The organism is Streptomyces sp. CLV115, from assembly GCF_038448545.1.
Classification (GTDB): domain Bacteria; phylum Actinomycetota; class Actinomycetes; order Streptomycetales; family Streptomycetaceae; genus Streptomyces; species Streptomyces sanglieri.
On the sequence record NZ_JBCEWQ010000003.1, the window covers coordinates 81983 to 100027 of the forward strand.

The window sequence follows — 18045 nt, forward strand, 5'->3', positions numbered from 1 at the left end:
GAGAGGGTGCTGGACGCAAGCCGCGCCTGGTGTTCACCGACCGGCTCGCGGCCACCCTGGTCCACCTGCGGCTCGGGCTGCCACATGCCGCCCTGGCCGAGCTGCACGGGGCGGACCGCTCCACCGTCTCCGCCGCGATCCGCGAGGTCAGACCCTTGCTCGCCGCGCGGGGCTTCGCCATCCCCGACCGCCCCGGTCTGCGCATCCGCACCCTGGACGACCTGTTCGCCTACGCAGATGCCGAAGGCGTCGACATCCGGCTCGACGGCACGGAAGTCCAGGTCCGACGCCCGCGCGCGGGTCGCTCCGGACGCAAAGCCTTCGTCGCGGGCAAGAAGAAGCAGAACACGACGAAGACCACCACATGCAGCGACCACCAGGGCCGCACCCTGTTCTCCGGCGACGTCCGCCCGGGCCGCATGCACGACCAGACCGCTGTGCGTACCGAGGGCATCGCCGAACAGTTCCGCCTCCACCACGATGTGCACGCCGAGGTCGACTGCGGCCACCAGGGTCTGGCCAAGGAGTTCCCGCAGCGTTGCTATCGATATCGGGCTCCCAGATGCTCAGTGACAGGTGTCGCGCCCAAGCGGCAACTATTTCGGCCAGTCACAGTAGGCAAGTTCCGCCGACCTTGAGCCAGTACTGTCAGTGCGGCCTGCCACCCTGTACGTACGCCCGGCGGTGACCTCACCTCGAAGCCGATGCCACCGTCGGGCAACACCCGGCGACGACCAGCACATATAGGTGGTGGCCAGTAGCGCCGCACGGGCGATGGCGGGCGTCGAGGGCACGGGACTGGTCATTCTGCGGGGTGATAGCGCCGTGGGCGAATCGTCCGTCGTGCGAAGCCCAGGCCGGCGGTTTCTTGAACTTGTCAGCCGCGATCAGTACCCGCGCCGGCCGGACAACCGCTCCGTTCGTCACCTTGCTCTCCATCCGCCACCTTCCCCGCATCCCTCTGCCATCGAACAGGCGATCGCACCGTCTCGTTCCTCTCCCTGTCATCCCTGATCGCAGACATGCCACCCTTCACCTTCCTGGGCGCCACGTGCCCGGAACCGCCCGGATGATCCGGACGGCTCAGCCGAACCGATCCGACAGCCAGCTGTCGATCGCCTGGGCCGCCCGGGCGATTCCGGTGGGTTCACCGGGGGTCAGGGCCGCACCGAAGTGCGTGCCCCGCAGTCGCAGATGTTGTTTGTCGGCGGCGCCGAGGGCGTTGAACATCGTGCCGGCCTCCTGGGGGGTGCAGGCCTGGTCGCCGCTCAGTTCGATGAACAGGGTCGGTGTCCGGACGCCAGGTGCACATCGGACGAAATCGGCGTTGGTACTCAGCCCGGACCAGGTGGACAGCCAGGCGTCGGCGGTGGTAATTCGCCCGAACCCGGTGAGCCCGTAGTTGGTCAGGTCCGGACGCGGACCGAAAAGCGAACCGTAGGGACGATCGTTCGGATCCAGGGTCGGGTCGACGCAGGCCAGATCGGCATCGGTCCGGTACACGATCAGCAGGCGGGGCGCCAGGGCGCGCCGTCGGCTGATGATGTCATCCGTGACTGCCCGATACCGGTCGGCCTCCGCGACGAGTTCGCGCGCCCGGTTGTCGATGCGCGCCACCCGATCGCGCTGGGCCTGCCGGTATCGGGCGACGAACTCCGCGGAGAACGCGGAATCCTGTGGAGGCGTGGCGAATCCGTTGTCGGGGTGATACGGATCCAGTTCCGGAACGGCGGACATCGGGTCGGTCTCGTCGGCGACCGACGGGTCAATCATCTTCATCAGCAACGCCCCCTGCCCGGGGTGCGGTGCAAGGAAGACGGTGGCGTCCGGCACGGGCATCGTCGCGGCCGCCAGCCGAGTCGGTCGACCACTCGGTGTCGATGATTCACGCTCGTCCGGTGTACGCGCGGCCTGTTCCTGGTAGTAGGCGAACAATGTGCCACCCCCGGAGTGGCCCAAGGTGACGACGTGCTCGAAACCCGACATCCGCAGGAACTTCTGCCCGGCCGCGATATCCAGGAGCGCCTGCTCGTGAACGAGGGCTATGTCGTTGTTCACCGAGCGGGTGCCCTGGGTCCATACCGCATGATGGTGACCGAGAAGTTCGGCCACGATGGGGTGGTGGGTCAGATCCTGTCGCGGATGGGCGAGGCAGACAACGGTCTTCGCGCCGGGCACGGTGTGCAGCAGCCCCGTTACCTGAGCGCCGTCGTCGGTCCGTAGCCGATGGACCGTCGTCCGGGTGTGGCCGGGCAGAGGAGTGCCCGGTCCCGATGGCGGCAGGGCTGTCCGCCGCCCGGTCATCGGACCACCGCGACCAGGGCATTCGAATCCCACTGGGTGATACGGGAATGGAGGGTCCCGGCGATGCAGGAGTACCACACGGCGTGCCGGCATCCGGTGGTGCGCCGGTCGATGGTGATGTCCCTGTCGGAAATCAGTGCGATGTAGGGTCCGATCCGTTCGGTGCGGACATTGCCCGAGGCGATCGCCGTTTCCACCACGGCGACGTTTTCGGGGACGTCGAGGATGAGGAGCGCGCTCATTACTGGCTGACCTCCTCCCGCTTCCTGGTCCACAGTGGCGCCTGTTCCACGATCAGTTCGGCCTTGCGGGTGAGCAGAGCGGCCATGTTGGGCTCCCCCCGCGCGATCACGTCCAGCAACGCGTCGATGGTGAGGTTCGCGTCCAGGTCCTCCTGCGGCGTCACCGGGCGCAGAGCCCGAGTGAACTCGATCAGATAGCCGTTCGGGTCGTGGGTGTAGATCGACTCGATGGTTTCGTGCTGCAGGCGGAGCTCGCACGGCCATTCACTCGCGTCCAGGCGACGCTGGTACTCGGTGAGCTCCTCGTCGCCGGCGACGTGAATGGCCAGGTGCCGGGACCGTACGAAGTAGAGCGGGACATCGTTGCCGTGGGTGGTGTAAGCGTCCCCGCGGGCACCCTGATCGAACGGCTCGAGGCCGAAGTAGTAGAAGAACGCCAGCCGGTCGCCCTTGCCGATATCGAAGAAGAAATGGATGAAGTCCGGGTGCTTCTCCGGTCCCCAGCCCGCGGCGCAGATCGAGTGCACCACAGGGAATCCGAGTACATCACGATAGAAGTGCACGGTGGCGGTGGGATCGAATGTCGGGTAGGCCACGTGATCGACACCGTCGGCGAGATGGCTCTTGGTTGTCATGGTGGGAGCCCTTCAGGAGATGGTGGACGGTTGTGCAGCGAGCAACTGGCCGGCCCCGGGGATCTCCGGGGGCAGTCCGAGACCGCGCAGGATGCTGAATGCCCCGGCAGTAGCGGCGGACAGCACGGGAATGCCGAACTCGGACTCGGCCTGGTCGATGATCGACAACGACGGCATCTGTACACAGGCGGAGATGACGAGGGAGTCGGCGGCCGAAAGATCAAGCGACCGGGCCGCTTGGAGGACGCGGTTGCCTGGTATGCATCCGACCTCGGCGTTGTCGGCTACCTCCAGAGCACACCAGTCGACAATGTCGAAGCCCTCGGCCCGCAGATAGTCCATGACCATCTCGGCCAGCGGACGCATGTAGGGCGTGACGACGGCGATCCGGGTCGATCCGGATGCCTGCAACGCCTCGACCAGGGCCCCGGCACTCGACCGGATCAGCGCACCGGAGCCGCCAGTGGCGAGCTGTTCCCCGATGAGACCCTCCACCCGGCGATGCTCGCCCGGACCGCCCGCCATCAATGCGATGAGGCAGGCGTAGAGGATCGCGTCGGGTGCGGCGTCGGCGATCTCCATCACGCACCGCTCCCGCTGTGCATTCATCGCGGCGAGCTGTTCGGGGGACACGGTGTGCATCCTCATGCGGCTGGCGTGAAACGTGAACTCGCCGGATGAGTGCCGTGACAGCAAGGCCGGGATCTCGTTCTCCACGGTCACGTTTGAGCTGGGGACCACCAGCCCGATGCGGTGCATCATCCCAATACCACCTCTATTTGACGTCACTGTTGAGTATTCGACGCGTGCGACAGAGTGTCAAGCGGTGATCCCTGTGCCGGCCTGCGCGACCCTTGACGAGACCGACTCGGTCGTCAGATATTGAACGTCAACGTCAATCACGCTGTATGAGAACGCGGCGCTCGTCAGAGGAGGAACACAGAGTGGAACTGCCCCCCGGGGGTGACCGCCTTGTCCCGTACCCGTTGGCTCGCGCCGATCGGTACCGACGGTCGGGCGTCTGGAGCGATGTCCCGACCGCCGTCCGATTCCACGAGGTGGCCACGAGATTCCCGGACCGGATCGCTGTGGTGGACGAGGACGGCGCCACCACCTATGCCGAACTCGATCGCCGGACGGACCTCATCGCCGCCGGTTTGATCCAACTCGGGGTCCGGCCGCGCGATCCGGTGATCTTTCAGGTCACCAATCGGCTGGCGTGCGTGCTCGCGTGGTACGCCTTCCTCAAGGCCGGGGCCATCCCCGTGGCCACCCTGGCCTCGCATCGCGGCCACGAGATCGGATACATCAGCCGGAAGGTCGGCGCCACTACGCATCTCGTCGACGCGGATCTGCCGAAGTTCGATCTGGTCGAGTTCGCGCAGGAACAGGCGGCGGATCACCCGACGATGCGGCGGGTCGTCACGATCGGAACCCGCGTGGCACCGGGGGTGAGCCGCGTCGAGGACTTGGGGGCCGGGCTCGATCCGGCCTCCGCTCGGGACCAGGTCCAGGAGATTCAGAAGCAACTGTCGCCCACCGATGTCGCGGTGATCCAACTGTCGGGCGGAACCACCGGTGTGCCCAAGGTGATTCCGCGCCTGCACGCCGAGTACTGGAACAATGCGCTGCTCTACGCCCGCAGACTGGGCCGTACCGAGACCGCCCGCGTCGCTTACCTGGCACCACTGGTCCACAATGCGGGAGTGCTCTGCGGTCTCCACGGGGTGCACGCGGTCGGCGCACGGCTGGTATTGCCGCCTCTGGAAACCGGCGCCGCCCTGGCGTTCATGGCCCGGGAGCAGGTCGACGACGCGCTGTTCGGTCCGGCATCGTTCGCGTGGCCGGAACGCCCTGACTATATGGAGCTGTCGCGATCGCTACGGACGGTCGTGCTGTCCGGTGCGAAGGTTCCGCGCGAGGTGTTCGACAAGGTACAGCAACTCGGGGCACGGGTCGGGCAATTGTTCGGAATGGCGGAAGGGCTTTGCGCGGCAACGGATCCCGATGCGCCGGAACAGGTCCGTAGGAACTACGTCGGATCGGTACTCGCGGCCGAGGACGAGGTCCGGATTGTGGATGTGGTGTCGGGGGAGGAGGTTCCCGACGGACAGGTCGGCGAACTCACCTGCCGCGGGCCGTACACGATTCCCGGGTACTTCGATGCCGCCGACCACAACGCCTGCGCCTTCACCGACGACGGCTTCTACCGGACCGGTGACTTGGCGAGGGTCGATTCGGTCGACGGGATCCGCTACCTGGCCATCGAGGGACGGATCAAAGACGTCATCAACAGAGGTGGCGAGAAGATCAATGCCGAAGAGATCGAGCTGCTGTTGTTGCGTCATCCAGCGGTCGCACGGGTCGCGGTCGTTGCGATGCCGGATCCGCGTCTGGGCGAGCGAACCTGTGCTTTCGTGGTGCCCGCGTGCGACGGGGTGTCACTGCCTGAGGTGCAGCAACATTTCGACGGTCTCAGCGTGGCAAAATTCAAATGGCCCGAGCGCATTGAGTGTGTCGAGTCCCTGCCGCAAACACATGTTGGAAAGACCGACAAGAAGCTGCTGCGTGAGCGCATCGCCGCCACTCTTGTGACCGAAGCCGACGAGCAGGCTGCGGACGGTGACCAAAAATGAACCTCGACAATCGTTGTGATCTGTCCGGCCGGGTCGCGGTGGTCACCGGAGCGTCGCGCGGGATCGGGCTGCTGCAACGCGAGACCTCGCCGGTGCACGGCGACTTCCATCTGCTCGACGTGATCACCGAGCGGAGTACGGCCGAGGTGGAGGCGGTACCCGACCGGGCCGACGAACTGATCGCGCAGTCCCGGGCCGTCCCCGTCAAGGCCGGAATCCGGCGTCGGGAACCGGGCACCTCATCGCATTCGTGCCGCGCCAATTCGCGCTGCACCGACCAAGTGATCGGAGATACAAGTGGTACAGGGAAGCAGGAGACAATTCCTCATCGGCGCCTCCGCGGCGGCAGCGGCAGCGGCGGTGGTCACAGGGAGCGCGACAGCGTATTCGACGACAGGTGACGGTGGCCACCCGAGCCACGGAGGGGATGTTCCGCCGCTGCCGGCTCCCCTCAAGAAGGAGTTGAAGCAGCTGACCGACTCCAAAAAGGTTCTGGGTTGCAGTGTTTCGGTGGTATCGCGAGACCGGACAATGTACGCCGATGCATGGGGTACCGCGCGGGCCGGGCGGCCGATGACCACGCGCAGCACCCTGAACATCGGGTCCGTGAGCAAGACGGTGACCGCAACCGCGGTGCTGCAGCTGGTCGCACAAGGGCGACTGAGCCTCGACAGTGATGTCAATGACGTTCTCCGGCAGAGCAAGATCTACGGGCCACAAGCTGTTCGTAGCCCGCATCATCCACGGGTCCCGATCACCGTGCGCCACCTGCTGACGCACCTGACACCACTGACCAGCGGGCCCGAGCCGGGCCCGTACGGGTACACATATCGCACCGGTGGCGCACCCGATCCGGCGGAGTTGGGGCGATGGCTCCATGACTTCCTCACCCCTGCACCCCGCGGCTGGATCTATGATCCCGAGCAGAACTTCGCGAAAACAGTGCCGGGACAGGCTCACCTGTACTCCGACATCGGATTCGACCTTGCCGGCCATATCGTGCAAGCGGTGACCGGCCGATACTTCGCGGACTACTGTCGCGACCATGTCCTACGGCCGGCCGGCATGAACCAGTCCGACTTCGACCGGGATCGCATCCCCAGGAATCACCGGGCGCGGGCGCATGCCTGGTACGCCGACGGCGTCAAGACCGGTATGTGGCTCGACTACCGCAATCTGATTCCGCAGAGCATCCCGGAAGATTTCACCGGCCATGCCGAATACGCGCCGTACACCACCTGTCTCGCGCCTGCGGGTGGGCTGTGGTCGAACTCGACCGACCTCGCGCGGTGGGCCAGGCTATGGCTGGGATCGGGCACGATCGACGGTAGGTCGGTGCTGCCGGGCAGTGTTGCGGCCGAGGCGCTCACCGGTCGTGTGCCGGCCGAGATCCTGGCGAAGTCGGAGGCACCATTGCCATTCGTCTCGCAGGGGTACGCGTGGCACCGGCTGCGGGGTGATGCGGACGGGATCTGGCAACACGCAGGCAGCGACCTGGGCACTGCCACCTATGTCATGTTCGATACCAAGCGGGGCGTGGGAGCTGCGATCGTGTGCAATACCGAGGTCGCGATCGATGCCGACCCGCGTGGCCAAATGCTGCAACTCCTGTTCGATGCCGCCTCCGGTAGCTGAGGCGGGCGCGTCAGTCGTCCTTCAGTAGGTTCTCCAGCAGATCCAGGTCCTGGCGGAGCAACGCGATCGCGCGTTCGGGGCTGCCGGCGGACTCGCCCCGTTCGGTCGCGAGCGCAAGCGATCGCACGGCCATGTCGGCGAACTGTGCGGCGATCTCGTCTTCGCCGGATTTCTGACCGGGGTTGTGCCACCAGGCGATCCAGTTGGTCATCCCGATAAGGCCGAGCGCGGCGGTGCGGGCGTCGACGGGCCGGATCTGGCCCGCAGTGATGCCGTCCTGGATCACCGCGGTGAACTCGAGCAGCACCCGTCGCCGTCCCTTGTCGTAGGCGCGGGAGATGTCCTGGGGCAGTTCCCCTTCGGAGCGGAGCAGCAGCCGGAAGCGTGCGGGGTCCCGCGCCAGCCTCCGTGCGCTGCTGTAGACCATGGCGTGCAGGCGTTCCACCGCGCTACGGCTGGTGTCCATGCGGATCTCGTGCAGTTGGTCGGCGACCCCGCCGGCGTCCTGGTCGACGAGCTTGGCGAGCAGGTCTTCCTTGCTGCTGACGTAGTGATAGAGGGCCGGGCGGGTGAGCCCGGTCGCCTCCGCGATGTCCCGCAGGGTGGTTGCGGTGAATCCGCGCTCGGAGAACAGTGCGATCGCGTGCTCGAAGATCTGACTCTCCACGAGCGCGCGACGGGGGTTGCTGCGTGCTCCGCCCCGTTGGCCCCGCTTGCCGTGAACCGGGGCATCGGTGCCGTCTGCGGTCATCGTCGTATCCTACGCGCAACGAACGGCCCGTCACCACGACCACCTGTTTCGATCGCGATGTCGATCCGCCCGCTCGCCAGCGCCGCTGCCAGGTCGGCGCGCAAGGTGCCGGGTGCGCTGACGGCTACGACCTTCGTCGTCCGACGCCGGATGTCGTCTCCTACTTCAAGCCGGTCCAGCACATCATCACGCTCATCCGAGCCATGGAGCCAGACCACGTCTCGGTCGCTCAAGGCGGCACGCTCGACGTGTTCGGATCGATCGTCGGCCCACAGTGCACCGGAACGTACCTGGAGTGCCAGCGCCGCAACTGCTTCTGCGTCGGTGATGTCCCGTCCGTCGATGACGTGTGATCCATCCACGTCGCCATGATCTGACCCGCACGCGTACCACCGGGTCGGCGATTCCAGCAGCGGATGGTGCAATGGACGGTCGAGGACCCATTCGGCAGGGGAGCCGGTGGGGACGTCGTCGATCCGGGCGCCTGCGTACTGTGCCAACCCGCGACGGGCGATCGCGGGTGTCGTTTCGAGGAAGCGGTCCAGCGGCACCTTCCCTGCGCGGGTCATGTACGCGACCATCAGCTGCTCGATCGGCATCTCGATGCGCTGCGGGAAGGTCTCCCACCACAGTTCGCTTCTACGGGCCACGTCCTGCAGACCGGTTACCGCGGTGTGACGCCGGGCCGCGTAGGTCTCCAGCGCCTCGGTGAGCGACTCGGCGTCCGCCAGGCTGCGGTCGAGCTCGATCGCATCCTCCATGGCCAGCTTGGTGCCGGAACCGATCGAATAGTGTGCGGTGTGTGCGGCGTCGCCGAGGAGCACGATGTTCCGGTGATGCCATGTGCGGCAACGCACCGTCCGGAACCTCAGCCAGCGAGTCCGGTTGCCGACCAAGCGCCGGCCGTCGAGGATCTCGGAGAAGGCCGACTGCAGGTGGGTCAGGGACTTCTCGTCACTTGCGGCCGGGTCGCTGAACTCGATGTGGGCGTTGAATCCTGCTCTGCGCCAGGTTGTTTCGTCGGTTTCGATGAGAAAGGTGCTCGCATCTTCGGCGTAGGGGTACGCGTGGGTGACGAAGGTGCCGTCGGCGGTTGAGCAGGGTGCGAACATCGCGTGATCGAGCGCAAACTCGGTGCCACACCAAAGATAGAGTCCGGCACTGGTTTTCACGTGGGCGCCGAACGCGGACGAAAACCGTTCGCGGGTGGCACTGTTCACGCCGTCCGCGGCGATGATCAGCTCGGCATCGAGCTGATCGACTGATATCCGGTCGCCGAAATGCACCCGCACGCCGACCTCCTCGGCCTGCCCCCGCAAAACCCGGAGCAGCTCGGTGCGGGCGATCGCAATCGTGCTGAAGTCAGCGAATCGGACTGTGCGCGAACCGATGTGCATCGCCGCGTCGTGACATCGGCCTACGGCCTCGATGGCGGCGACTGTGGCAGCGTCGACGGCGCGAAGGTTCCGTTGCGCGCCGGCGGGCAGCCCGACACCGAACCCGAAAGTGTAGTCGGGCGGGCTTTGCTCGTAGACGTCGATCACTGCCTTCGGATACCGCAACTTGAGCAGTCGACCTGCGAACAGTCCACCCGGTCCGCCGCCGAGGATCGCGATCCGGCTGAGTTTCACGATGCGCCCCTGTCAGTCGTAGCGTCGTATGAGTCAATTTTTCGACGCGAGCGTCGAAAAGTCAAACCCGGAATCGGTTGACTGGTTTGACGTGCGAGTCCAATAATTGAAGTTGAAGTCACGCTAAGGAGGCGTTATGACCACGCCCGTAGAGGCGGCTCCATCCGGCGATGACGCCGAACGCATCGCACAGGCTGCCGATTGGGACAGCAGGTTCGCGATGCATGTGCATCGTCCGCCGGGCGGCGAGGCACTCGGCACCGCGGTGGGCGCAGCCGGTTCATGGCTGACTCTGGCCGATGGCACTGAACTTCTTGATCTCCATGGCCAATACATGTCCATGGGAGTCGGTCACAGTCACCCCAGAGTGCGCGCGGCCCTGCACAAGGCCGTCGACGACCTCGGGTACTGCGTTGATCTCTTCGCGCACGAAGGCAAGGGGCGCGCGGCAAAGCTGCTTGTCGAGGACACGATGGAAGGCTCGGACTGGGCCGGACGGGTACGGTTCGTCGCCAGCGGAACCGAGGCCGTGGAGACGGCCCTGATGATGGCGCGGATATATACCGGACGCCAGGTGGTGGTCACCCGGCAACTCGCACACCACGGCTGGACCGAGGGTGCTGCGGCGGTGTCGACCTCGACCATCAATCGGGGAGACTACTTCGACCTGCCGGAGGGGCGGGTGCGCAATGTGGTTGTGCAGCATGCGCCCATCGCCCCGGCACCGTTCTGTGCAGACTGTCCGCTCGGCAAGACTCCCGGACACTGCAAGGACGCGAACAACACCTTGGCCTGCGTCCGGGAGACTGAACGGACCATTCGATCGGTGGGTGTCCACAACGTCGCCGGCTTCATCACCGAGCTCTACAACGCGGCCGGCGCGTACATGGTGCCCCCGGAGTATCCGGCCCAGATCCGGGAGATGACCGAGCGCCTCGGCATTGTGTGGATCGACGACGAGGTCGTCGCCGGGGTCGGCAGGACCGGAAAATGGTGGGCCTTCCAGCACTACGGGGTAACGCCGGACATCGTCGTGGCCGGCAAGGGGCTGTCGAGTTCGGCGGCCCCGGTTGGCGCCTGCATCATCAGTCGCAAGATCTCCGACTACTTCGACACCGGGATCTGGACCGCGGCGGGAAGTTTCCATGGACACCCACTGTCGGTTGCCGCGGTTGCGGCGACGCTGGAGACAGTGATCGAGGAAGACTTGGTGACGCACGCGGCGGAACTCGGCGAGCATGTGCGCGGCCGACTGACCGAAATGATGTCCAGACACCCGAGTTTCGACAACTTCGAGGGCAGCGGGCTCGCCTGGATACTCAACTTCGTCGACCCTGCCACGGGGCGGCCGTGGACGCCGACCGACCGTTGGTATGACGTGACGGCCGACGGCGATACGTTCAAGCCGTCGGAGTTTCTCACCGAGGAATGCGTCAAGCGTGGCGTCCTGCTGTTCCCGTTCCTGCCGAACAGCATGCATCTCGGTCCACCGCTGACAATCACCAGGGAAGAACTCGATTTCGGGCTGGACGTGCTGGATGAGGCACTGGGCGAGCTCGATGCGCAGCCTACGGAGGCAGTTGATGGCCAGGGGCACTGACCGCGGGTACTCGCCGGTGGTACGGGTCGGCCTGCATGCGTGGGTCTCCGGGGTGGTCGCGATGGACGAGGCCGGCCGGATGGTCGGCGGAGCCGATACCTACGAGCAGGCGCGCGCGGCCTTTGCCGGTGTTGACCGGATACTCGGCACGGTGGCGATGACCATCTCCGACGTCGTGCAGACGCGGATCTTCCTTGCGCCCGAGGCTGACTGGGCGGCCGTGGCCGCCGCCTTCAAGGAGACATTCGCCGACATCCGGCCGGCGGCGACGATGGTCCGGGTCCATTCACTGGCATTGCCGGAACTACAGATCGAGGTCGAGGCAACAGCTGTCGACCGTCGTGAGGCGACCAACCAGTAGCCGAAGCGAACCAGAGGAAGACCGCCTCCGGGCCCCACTGGGTGGTGGCCCGGTCGGCAGCGAGCGTAGGCACCGTCATCGCGGTGTATGTGAGCGACTGGTGCGGTGGCCGGAAGGGTTTGCCGGTGGCTCGCGGTGTCCGGTGCGGCGCAAGGCGGAGGTCCGCAGTTCGTACTCGCCGTACTCGCGCGGTCCGACAACGCGGCCTGGGAGTACCGCCCGGGGCCGCCGGGCCCAGGGGGAGCGGGGCGTCGCGGGCCGGTAGACGTTCCCAGTCACCGCACTAGCGGATCTCCGCCGGCGGCCGGACCGCGGAGACGCACTGTCTGCGCGCGGCCTCGATGTGCGAGGCGAGGAGATCGAGTGCCGTCACTTCATCGGAGACGAAGAGGGCGTTCAGGATCGCCCTGTGCTCCCGGTCGTCGGGGGTCATGGACGTCACGCGGCACAGCACGTAGCAGTACGCGATCTCGGTGGCGATGGTGTCGTACGCGTGCAGGAGCCGCGGATTCGCGGTCGCCTCCACGAACGCGCGGTGCACCTGGCGATCGGCCTGCAGCGTCTCGTGGGTCGCACGCTCGGAGGGTTCTCGTCGTTCGATCTCCTCCAGGCGATCGAGGTGGTCCACGGCGGCGACGACGCCGTCCAGAGGCGGGCTGCGTCGACAGATGAGCCGGACGGCCTCCAACTCGAGTGCTTCGCGCAGGTCGAACGCGTCGTCGATGTCGGGGGCCGTGAACTCGCGCACGCGTGCGCCGCGGTTGCGGTCGTGGACGAGGATGCCTTCGGACTCGAGGAGCGCGATCGCCGAGCGGACGGTGTGCCTGCTCGCGCCGTACCGCTCCGACAGCTCGGTCTCGCGCAGTGGACTGCCGGGGTAGAGGTCCAGTCGCAGGAGCCGAGCGCGGAGGTCCTCGGCGATGACTTCCGCCGCACTCCGCGCGACGCCTTTTCCTGTTGTCATGACCCAATCTTGACACACAGTTTTGTGCTTCAATATTGTGGCGCAAAATTGCCGACGCGTGTAGGTGACTTTCGGACAGGCCTCCGTTCCGTGCCGGATTCGGAGTGCGGGGGTGACTTCTGGGCGGCGGCTCTTCGCCTCATCGAGGAGGACCATCGTGACCCGGACGATCCAGACCGCACGCGGGGCGTGCACACCGCAGGAGCTCGGCCCGACGCTGCCCCACGAGCATCTGTTCTGCAATCTCCTCCAGGAACATCGAGCCGAAGGGCTCTTGAACGACGAGCGGCTCATCATCGAGGAACTCGCACGGTTCGTCGCTCAGGGCGGGCGGACCGTCGTCGACCTGACGACTGCCGAACTCACCCGCGGCGCGAGCCCGACCGCGTCGAGTGACCGGTGGAGCGATGAGGGGAGCCGGCAGCCGGGCAACGTCGAGGCGATCCGGCGCGTGTCCGAGGTGACGGGCCTCAACGTCGTCCTGGGTACGGGCCACTATCGGGACCCCTATCTCGACCGACAGTGGTTCGACCGGCACGACGTGGACGCCATCGCGGAACGGATGATCGCGGACATCGAGGTCGGGTTCCCCGGGACGGACGTGCGGGCCGGGATCATCGGTGAGATCGGGTGCGACGCGTGGTTCACCTCCGCAGCAGAGGAGCGGTCGTTCCGTGCGGCGGCACGCGCGCATCTCGCGACGGGTGTGGCGATCCACACGCATGCCGCCCACTGGCCGGTCGGCGGTCTGCAACTCGACCTGCTCGAGTCGGAGGGCGTGGATCCGTCGCGCGTCGCCGTCGGGCACTGCGACCTCGTCCGGGTGCCCGGGTACGCGCTTGAGATCGCCGAGCGAGGGGCGTTCGTGGGGATCGACACGATCTTCGTGCAGCGGGAGTCCGAGCTCGCCTGGCGGCTCTCCCTGATCACGGAGCTCGTCGAGGCCGGCTTCGCCGACCGCGTGCTGCTGTCGCACGACGTCTGCCTGACCGGCGATCTCCACGCGAACGGCGGGGGTGGCTTCGGGTTCGTCCACGGTGCGTTCCGGGACCTGCTCGCGGAGTCCGTGCCGGGCTTCGACGACGAGCTGTTCCGTCGTTTCACTGTTGACAATCCCAGGCGACTGCTCGCGCAGGAGTGAGTCGCGCGGGCTCGGCTCCGGAGTGCGGGCCCGGTCGCCGCCTGCGGTGGGCGGCCTCGCGACCGCCGTTCGCCCGCGGCCGTCCCGTCACGTCGGCGTGGGGTGGCGTGAGTCCGGATCCGCTTCGCGTGTCCGCTCTGCGGCGGCGGGGAGGTGATCGCCCGCGCTGCCGGTCGTCGCCCACGGGGCGGGGTGTGTATCGGCCCCCGCGGTGGTATTGTGCAGCAATATTGTGCAGCAATCATGGAGTGTCAATGCAGACAGGGGAGAGACATGTACTCACGAGGACGTATGCGGCGGCGCCTCGGCGCCGCCGCGCTCGCGGTGAGCGCCACCGGGGCGCTCGTGGGCTGCGGGACCGCCGCCGGCCCGTCGAAGGCAGCCGGTGACGCGAGTGCGCCGCTGCACCACCTCCTTCCCGGATCTGTCGCCCGGGCGGGACGGCTCGTCGTCGCTACGAACGCCACCTACCCGCCCATCGAGTACTTCGCGAAGGACAACCGGACGATCATCGGCTTCGACCCGGATCTCGGTGCGGCGCTCGGCAGAAAGCTCGGCATCGAGTTCAAGTTCGTCAACGTCACCAAGTTCGACGCGGTCATCCCGGGTCTCGTCGCCGACCGCTACGACATCGCCATGACCTACATGAGCGACTTCAAGGACCGCTACGACAAGGTCCACTTCGTCAACTACTACGAGGACAAGACGGTCCTCGTCACCACGGCGGCGAACCCCGCCGGTGTCGATTCCTTCGACGACCTGTGCGGGAGGACCGTCGCCGTCCAGACGGGCTCGTTCGCGGAGATCAACACGGCGGAGGCGCAGAGCAAGGCGTGCGTCGCACGCGGCGACGCGGTCGTCGGCATCGTGCAGCTCCCCGCCGCGACGGACAAGCAGACGCAGCTTCAGTCCGGGCGGGCGGACGCCGCGATCACTGCCCTGCCCAACGCGAGCCATCTCGTGGCGCAGAACCCCGACAAGTTCACCATCGTCGGCAAACCGATCACCGCGGAGGGGGCCTACGTCGGCATCGCCGTGCCGGCCGCGGAAGTGCAACTGCGGGACGCGCTCCAGGCCGCGATGCAGGCGCTCCTGGACTCGGGTGAGTACCGCAAGCTCGTCGAGCGGTACGGACTTGAGGCGGGCGCGGTCAAGAAGGCGCTCATCAACCGGGACGGAGCAGGGTCGTGAGCCCGGAACCACCGGGTGTGAGCCAGGTCGTCGTGGAGGCGACCGGGAGTGCGCCCGGACCGGAGCTGCGCACCGTCCCGCTGCGACACTGGGGCCGGGTGCCGCTCGCGATCATCGTGATCGCCGCGATCGTCGCGCTCCTGTACGCCGTGGCGGTGAACCGCAACATCGATTGGAGCATCGTCGCGGAGAACTTCACTTCCTCGGCGATCCTCAAAGGGGTCGGCGTCACGATCGTCCTGACGGTGCTCTCGATGCTCATCGGCATCGTGCTCGGGATTGCCGCGGAGGTCATGCGGTCGTCGAGCAACCCCGTGTTCGCGTCGGTCGCGCGAGGTTACATCTGGATCTTCCGGGGAACCCCGGTCCTCGTCCAGCTCATCTTCTGGTACAACCTCAGCCTGCTCTTCCCGACCGTCGGGCTCACCCTGCCGTTCCTCGGCGAGGTGTGGAGCGTCGAAACCAACATCCTCATCACGGGGTTCACCGCCGCGCTGCTCGGACTCGGCCTCAACGAAGGCGCCTACATGGCCGAGATCGTCCGTGCGGGCCTCGCCTCGATCGACCGGGGGCAGACCGAGGCCGCGCTGGCCGTCGGCATGAGGAAACGGCAGGCGCTCTCCCGGATCGTCCTGCCGCAGGCCCTTCGGGTCATCGTGCCTCCGACCGGGAACGAGGTCATCAACATGCTCAAGACCACGGCGCTCGTGTCGATCATCTCGGGCTCGGACCTCCTCACGACCGCGCAGACGATCTCGTCGCGCAACTTCGCCGTTATCGAGCTGCTCATAGTCGCGAGCATCTGGTACCTCGCCCTCACGACGGTGTTCAACGTGGGCCAGTGGGCCTTCGAGCGTCGGCTCGCCCGCCAGAACGGCGCACGGACAGCCGATCGCAGTGAAAGGGGACGGACATGAACGCCATGCTCGAAGCCACCGCCGTCCGCAAGAGCTTCGGAGCGACACAGGTCCTGAACGGGATCGACCTGACGGTCGAGCGCGGGTCGGTGGTCTGCCTGCTCGGCCGCTCGGGCTCGGGGAAGAGCACCTTCCTCCGGTGCATCAACCACCTTGAGACGATCGACGGCGGCGAGATCACCATCGACGGCCGACACATCGGGTACGAACGACGCGGGGATCGACTCTTGGAGATCCGCGAGCGCGAGATCGCTAGACGCCGCTCCGAGATCGGGATGGTCTTCCAGCGTTTCAACCTGTTCGCGAACAAGACGGCGGTGGAGAACGTCGCACTCGCGCCGGTCACCGTCAAGGGGACGCGTCCCGATCAGGCACGACGTCGTGCACTCGAACTGCTCGACCGGGTCGGCCTCGCCGACAAGGCGGAGCTCTATCCGACGCAGTTGTCCGGCGGACAACAGCAGCGCGTCGCGATCGCTCGCGCGCTCGCCATGGATCCCAAGTTGATGCTGTTCGACGAGCCGACGTCCGCACTGGACCCCGAGCTCGTCGCGGAGGTCCTGAACGTCATGCTCGACCTCGCCCGCGAGGGGATGACCATGGTCGTGGTCACCCACGAACTCGGCTTCGCCCGGAAGGCAGCCGACCGCGTCGTCATGATGCACGACGGCGTCGTCGTCGAGGACGGTCCTCCAACCACCGTGTTCAGTGTGCCGGCGCACGCGAGCACACAAGCGTTCCTCTCTCACTGGGCGGACCAATCAATCGAAACGGAGACGAAGTGACGTCAGCCAGCGCATTCCCTGAGCAGGGCATCCCTTGGCGCACGCTCGAACAGGAGCTCACGGCCTACCAGGTCGGAGAACTGCCCTACGAGCGGGGCATCTTCGAGCGCTACTGGCCCGCGTACCCGACGGAGGTGTACCTGGCCGCGAGGTCGGCTCAGGAGATGTTCGCACACACCAACCTGTTCTCGATGAACGCGCTCCCTTCACTCAAGCGGATCGAGCGCGAACTCCGCGAGATCGTGGGTGGCGTCCTCGGCGTGCCCGAGACCGGGGCAGTGAGCCTGACCGTCGGCGGGACCGAGAGCAACTTCCTCGCCGTCAAGGCGGCGCGACGTCGCGGGCGGATGCTCGGCATCGAACGGCCGAATCTCGTCATCCCCATGACGGGGCACCCGTCGTTCGACAAGGCCGGTGACGAACTCGGCGTCGAGATCCGCCGCGTCGAGGTCGACGCGCAGTACCGGGCCGTCCCGGAGCTCATGCGGGCGCACTCGGACGAGAACACCATCCTCATCGCGGGGTCGGCGCCGTCCTACCCGCAGGGCGTCGTGGACCCCGTCGAGGAGCTGGCTGCCATCGCCGCCGAACGGAACACGTGGATGCACGTCGACGCCTGCGTGGGCGGATTCCTCCTCAACTCGCTCCGCGAGGTCGACCCGAGCACGCCGCGCTTCTCGTTCGACGTCCCCGGTGTCTGGTCGGTGTCCGCGGATCTCCACAAGTTCGGCTTCTGCCTCAACGGGATCTCCTCGTTCTCCGTGCGCGATCGCGAGCTCCAGGACTTCCACACCTTCACGCTGCCCGAGCACGGCTGGCACTACCGCGGCTATCAGCGCGTGGGATTCGCCGGCTCCCGCCCCGGCGGCACGCTCGCCGCGGCCTGGGCGACCTTCCGCACGATGGGCCGCGACGGTTACGTGCGGAGCGCCGCGAGCATCCACCGTTCGGCGCGACGGCTCGCGGAAGGTGCGGCCGAGATCGACGGCCTGCGCGTGGACGTCCCCCCGGAGGCGGGCATCGTCGTGGTCTTCGCAGAGCCCGGTCTCGACCTCGAATCGGTCTCCGCGCAGATGCTCGCCCGCGGGTGGGATGTGTCGACCGCCCTCACACCGCCGTCTCTCCACATCCTCTTGAGCCCGTACATGGAGCACGTGATCGACCCGTTCCTCCACGAGCTGCGGGAGGCCGTCGCCGAGGTTCGAAGCACCGGCGCCAGAGCGACGACGGCGTTCACCTACGGGGACTGACG

Annotated in this window: 18 protein-coding genes; 11 read left to right on the top strand and 7 right to left on the bottom strand. The window is 66.7% G+C overall.

The features are described from left to right. The first annotated feature begins 29 nt into the window (after positions 1-29). Entirely contained in the window at positions 30-638 is a 609-nt protein-coding gene (locus AADR41_RS01905) for a transposase family protein (protein WP_342279602.1), read from the top strand. Between the two features lie 445 nt (positions 639-1083). Here AADR41_RS01905 and AADR41_RS01910 read toward each other — a convergent pair whose 3' ends face one another. The 4 genes from AADR41_RS01910 to AADR41_RS01925 form a co-directional block, all read right to left on the bottom strand. Next, on the bottom strand, positions 1084-2178 hold the full coding sequence (locus tag AADR41_RS01910) for a hypothetical protein (protein WP_342279603.1): 1095 nt from the start codon (positions 2176-2178) through the stop codon (positions 1084-1086). Between the two features lie 122 nt (positions 2179-2300). Continuing rightward, positions 2301-2546 carry a hypothetical protein gene (locus AADR41_RS01915; protein WP_342279604.1) on the bottom strand — a complete coding sequence of 82 codons (246 nt, stop codon included), beginning with the start codon at positions 2544-2546 and terminating at the stop codon, positions 2301-2303. Then, positions 2546-3181, bottom strand: coding sequence for a VOC family protein (locus AADR41_RS01920; RefSeq protein ID WP_342279605.1), 636 nt, complete (start codon positions 3179-3181; stop codon positions 2546-2548). The genes AADR41_RS01915 and AADR41_RS01920 overlap by 1 nt, the downstream gene beginning before the upstream one ends. A 12-nt stretch (positions 3182-3193) precedes the next feature. Then, positions 3194-3943: a maleate cis-trans isomerase family protein gene (locus AADR41_RS01925; RefSeq protein ID WP_446750969.1), complete on the bottom strand. Its 750-nt coding sequence runs from the start codon at positions 3941-3943 to the stop codon at positions 3194-3196. Between the two features lie 296 nt (positions 3944-4239). Between AADR41_RS01925 and AADR41_RS01930 the strand changes: the two genes are divergently transcribed. The 3 genes from AADR41_RS01930 to AADR41_RS01940 all read left to right on the top strand — a co-directional run bounded on the left by AADR41_RS01930 (position 4240) and on the right by AADR41_RS01940 (position 7452). Then, positions 4240-5817 (top strand): AMP-binding protein, encoded by a 1578-nt coding sequence (locus tag AADR41_RS01930; protein ID WP_342279607.1) that lies wholly within the window; start codon positions 4240-4242, stop codon positions 5815-5817. Beyond that, on the top strand, positions 5814-6218 hold the full coding sequence (locus AADR41_RS01935) for a hypothetical protein (RefSeq protein WP_342279608.1): 405 nt from the start codon (positions 5814-5816) through the stop codon (positions 6216-6218). Before AADR41_RS01930 ends, AADR41_RS01935 begins: the two co-directional genes overlap by 4 nt. A 61-nt stretch (positions 6219-6279) precedes the next feature. Further along, entirely contained in the window at positions 6280-7452 is a 1173-nt protein-coding gene (locus AADR41_RS01940; protein ID WP_342279609.1) for a serine hydrolase domain-containing protein, read from the top strand. 10 nt (positions 7453-7462) lie between these two features. On the opposite strand, the gene AADR41_RS01945 is transcribed toward AADR41_RS01940, so the two are convergent. Further along, a complete protein-coding gene (locus AADR41_RS01945; protein ID WP_342279610.1) occupies positions 7463-8203 on the bottom strand; it encodes a TetR/AcrR family transcriptional regulator in 741 nt (246 codons plus the stop codon). After that, complete coding sequence (locus tag AADR41_RS01950; protein ID WP_342279611.1) at positions 8200-9834, bottom strand: FAD-dependent monooxygenase; 1635 nt, start codon at positions 9832-9834, stop codon at positions 8200-8202. Before AADR41_RS01950 ends, AADR41_RS01945 begins: the two co-directional genes overlap by 4 nt. 136 nt (positions 9835-9970) lie before the next feature. Here AADR41_RS01950 and AADR41_RS01955 point away from each other — a divergent pair, with 136 nt between their 5' ends. Together AADR41_RS01955 and AADR41_RS01960 are read left to right on the top strand one after the other, a co-directional pair. Next, positions 9971-11434, top strand: coding sequence for a class-III pyridoxal-phosphate-dependent aminotransferase (locus tag AADR41_RS01955; protein ID WP_342279612.1), 1464 nt, complete (start codon positions 9971-9973; stop codon positions 11432-11434). Then, entirely contained in the window at positions 11418-11795 is a 378-nt protein-coding gene (locus tag AADR41_RS01960) for a Rid family hydrolase (RefSeq protein ID WP_342279613.1), read from the top strand. Before AADR41_RS01955 ends, AADR41_RS01960 begins: the two co-directional genes overlap by 17 nt. A 283-nt stretch (positions 11796-12078) precedes the next feature. Here AADR41_RS01960 and AADR41_RS01965 read toward each other — a convergent pair whose 3' ends face one another. Beyond that, on the bottom strand, positions 12079-12759 hold the full coding sequence (locus AADR41_RS01965) for a GntR family transcriptional regulator (RefSeq protein WP_342279614.1): 681 nt from the start codon (positions 12757-12759) through the stop codon (positions 12079-12081). Between the two features lie 157 nt (positions 12760-12916). Between AADR41_RS01965 and AADR41_RS01970 the strand changes: the two genes are divergently transcribed. The 5 genes from AADR41_RS01970 (at position 12917) to AADR41_RS01990 (ending at position 18043) form a co-directional block, all read left to right on the top strand. Then, entirely contained in the window at positions 12917-13900 is a 984-nt protein-coding gene (locus AADR41_RS01970) for a phosphotriesterase family protein (protein ID WP_342279615.1), read from the top strand. A gap of 273 nt (positions 13901-14173) precedes the next feature. Further along, positions 14174-15091, top strand: a complete 918-nt coding sequence (locus tag AADR41_RS01975; protein WP_342279616.1) for an ABC transporter substrate-binding protein — start codon at positions 14174-14176, stop codon at positions 15089-15091. After that, complete coding sequence (locus AADR41_RS01980; RefSeq protein ID WP_342279617.1) at positions 15088-16008, top strand: amino acid ABC transporter permease; 921 nt, start codon at positions 15088-15090, stop codon at positions 16006-16008. The genes AADR41_RS01975 and AADR41_RS01980 overlap by 4 nt, the downstream gene beginning before the upstream one ends. After that, positions 16005-16793, top strand: coding sequence for an amino acid ABC transporter ATP-binding protein (locus AADR41_RS01985; RefSeq protein ID WP_342279618.1), 789 nt, complete (start codon positions 16005-16007; stop codon positions 16791-16793). The genes AADR41_RS01980 and AADR41_RS01985 overlap by 4 nt, the downstream gene beginning before the upstream one ends. After that, positions 16790-18043 carry a pyridoxal phosphate-dependent decarboxylase family protein gene (locus AADR41_RS01990; RefSeq protein WP_342279619.1) on the top strand — a complete coding sequence of 418 codons (1254 nt, stop codon included), beginning with the start codon at positions 16790-16792 and terminating at the stop codon, positions 18041-18043. The genes AADR41_RS01985 and AADR41_RS01990 overlap by 4 nt, the downstream gene beginning before the upstream one ends. The last annotated feature ends 2 nt before the right edge of the window (positions 18044-18045 follow it).

Bases quoted from the DNA above. Each gene is read 5' to 3' on its own strand.
- AADR41_RS01960 (WP_342279613.1), top strand. From the start codon at position 11,418: ATGGCCAGGGGCACTGACCGCGGGTACTCGCCGGTGGTACGGGTCGGC.
- AADR41_RS01975 (WP_342279616.1), top strand. From the start codon at position 14,174: ATGTACTCACGAGGACGTATGCGGCGGCGCCTCGGCGCCGCCGCGCTC.
- AADR41_RS01945 (WP_342279610.1), bottom strand. From the start codon at position 8,203: ATGACCGCAGACGGCACCGATGCCCCGGTTCACGGCAAGCGGGGCCAA.
- AADR41_RS01915 (WP_342279604.1), bottom strand. From the start codon at position 2,546: ATGAGCGCGCTCCTCATCCTCGACGTCCCCGAAAACGTCGCCGTGGTG.
- AADR41_RS01920 (WP_342279605.1), bottom strand. From the start codon at position 3,181: ATGACAACCAAGAGCCATCTCGCCGACGGTGTCGATCACGTGGCCTAC.
- AADR41_RS01965 (WP_342279614.1), bottom strand. From the start codon at position 12,759: ATGACAACAGGAAAAGGCGTCGCGCGGAGTGCGGCGGAAGTCATCGCC.
- AADR41_RS01925 (WP_446750969.1), bottom strand. From the start codon at position 3,943: ATGATGCACCGCATCGGGCTGGTGGTCCCCAGCTCAAACGTGACCGTG.
- AADR41_RS01955 (WP_342279612.1), top strand. From the start codon at position 9,971: ATGACCACGCCCGTAGAGGCGGCTCCATCCGGCGATGACGCCGAACGC.
- AADR41_RS01985 (WP_342279618.1), top strand. From the start codon at position 16,005: ATGAACGCCATGCTCGAAGCCACCGCCGTCCGCAAGAGCTTCGGAGCG.
- AADR41_RS01935 (WP_342279608.1), top strand. From the start codon at position 5,814: ATGAACCTCGACAATCGTTGTGATCTGTCCGGCCGGGTCGCGGTGGTC.